Origin of the sequence: Saccharopolyspora sp., from assembly GCF_017434145.1 — a bacterium.
Taxonomy (GTDB): Bacteria; Actinomycetota; Actinomycetes; order Mycobacteriales; family Pseudonocardiaceae; genus Saccharopolyspora_C; species Saccharopolyspora_C galaxeae.
Genome location: NZ_JAFRFW010000026.1, coordinates 1 through 1,922, shown reverse-complemented (window position 1 = coordinate 1,922; position 1,922 = coordinate 1). Strand labels below are relative to the sequence as shown.

At 71.1% G+C, this 1,922-nt stretch carries 1 protein-coding gene; it reads right to left on the bottom strand.

Going from position 1 to position 1,922, the window contains the following annotated elements; translation table 11 throughout:
- Window positions 1–1,922: amino acid adenylation domain-containing protein (locus IJH84_RS00750; protein WP_295138986.1), on the bottom strand; the 1,922-nt coding region annotated here is incomplete at both ends.

Sequence of the window (1,922 nt, the reverse complement as noted above, 5' to 3'; positions counted from 1 at the left end):
TCGCCGAGCTCGATGCGGAAACCGCGAACCTTCACCTGGTGATCGGCGCGCCCGACGAACTCCAGCAGCCCGTTTCCGCGCCACCGGGCCAAATCCCCGGACCGGTACATCCGCGTGCCCGGCGTGCCGAACGGATCGGCGACGAACCGGGACGAGGTCAGCCCACGCCGCCCCAGGTAGCCGCGCGCCAGCCCCGCGCCCGCGATGTAGAGCTCCCCGACCACGCCGGGCGGGACCGGTTGCAGGTTCTCGTCCAGCAGGTAGACCCGCAGGTCGGGGATGCCGCGCCCGATGAGGCTGCCGTCCCGGCGGGACACCAGCTCGCGATCGAGCTCCAGGTAGGACACGTGCACGGTGGTCTCGGTGATCCCGTACATGTTGATCAGCTTCGGCGCGTCGTCGGCGTGCCGCGCGTACCAATCGTCCAATCTGGACAGATCGAGCGCTTCCCCGCCGAACACCACGCGCCGCAGCGCCAACCGCCCGGCGGTCTCCGGGAATTCCCGATCGGCCTCGATGAGCTGGTAGAACGCCGAAGGAGTCTGGTTGAGCACGGTGACCCGCTCGCGCACCAGCAGCCGGCGGAACTCCTCCGGCGACCGGCTGACCTCGTGCGGCACCACGACGAGCCGCCCGCCGTGCAGCAGCGCGCCCCACAGCTCCCACACCGAGAAGTCGAAGGAATACGAGTGGAACAGCGTCCACACGTCCTCGGTGCCGAAGCCGAACCACGGCTCGGTGGCGCTGAACAGCCGGACCACGTTGTGGTGCGGGATCACCACGCCCTTCGGCTTGCCGGTCGAGCCGGAGGTGTAAATCACGTAGGCGGCGTGGTCCGCCGTCAGCGGCCCCCGCTCACCACCGCGCGGGTCGCGCTGCGAGTGCTCGCCGATCTCCCGCACGGCCGCCGGATCGTCCAGCAGCAGGCGCGGGATCGGCAGGTCGCCGTGCTGCGCCGAGTCGCTGATCAGCATCGACGGCTGGGAATCCGCGACGATGTAAGCGATCCGGCTCGCCGGAATGCCCGGATCCAGCGGCAGGTAGGCCGCACCGGACTTCAGCACCGCCAGCACCGCGACCACCAACTCGGCCGAACGCGGCAGGGCCAGCGCCACCAGCTGCTCCGGCCCGATGCCGTGGTCGATGAGGCAGTGCGCCAGCCGGTTCGCCCTGGAATCCAGCTCGGTATAGCTGATCTGCTCGTCGCCCCAGGTCAGCGCGATCGCCTCGGGCGTGCGCCGGACCTGGTCCTCGAACAGTTCGGGCAGCGTCGCCGGACCGCGGTCGGCGCCGACCGGCCCGCCGTTGTACTCCCGCAGCACCAGCTCGCGCTCCTCGGCGGTGAGCAGGTCCACCTGCCCGACGGGTCCGCCGGTGCGCGCGAACCGGTCCAGGAAGCGCAGGAACCGGTCCTGGTGCGCCGCGAGCTCGTCCGCGGAGTACAGCTGCGGATTCGCGTCGAACTCGAACCGCATTCCGGTGCCTTCGGTGTAGACCAGCACCGTGAGGTCGTCGACCGGCCCGGCGGCCAGGTTGTGCACCGTCGCAGGGTGCTCGGCGAAGCTCAGCTCGTAGTCGAACGCCTTCACGTTGATCATCGGGCCGAACAGCGGCCGGTCGGTGCCCAGCAGCCGCAGGTCCCTGCGCAGGTCCTCGCCGCGGTACTGCTGGTGCTTGCGCAGCTGCCGCACTTCCCGCGCGACGCGGCCGACCAGCTCGTCGCGGGTGGTGTCCGGGTCGACCGCGACCCGCAGCGGCAGCACGTTCACGACCATGCCCGGCACCCGGGAAGCGGTGGAGCCGAGCCGCCCCATCACCGGCAGCCCCAGCACGACCTCCCGCGCGCCGGTGACCCGGTGCAGGTAGGCGGCGAACCCGGCGATCAGCGCATCCGGCCAGATCGTGCGGCTGTCCGCGGCGGC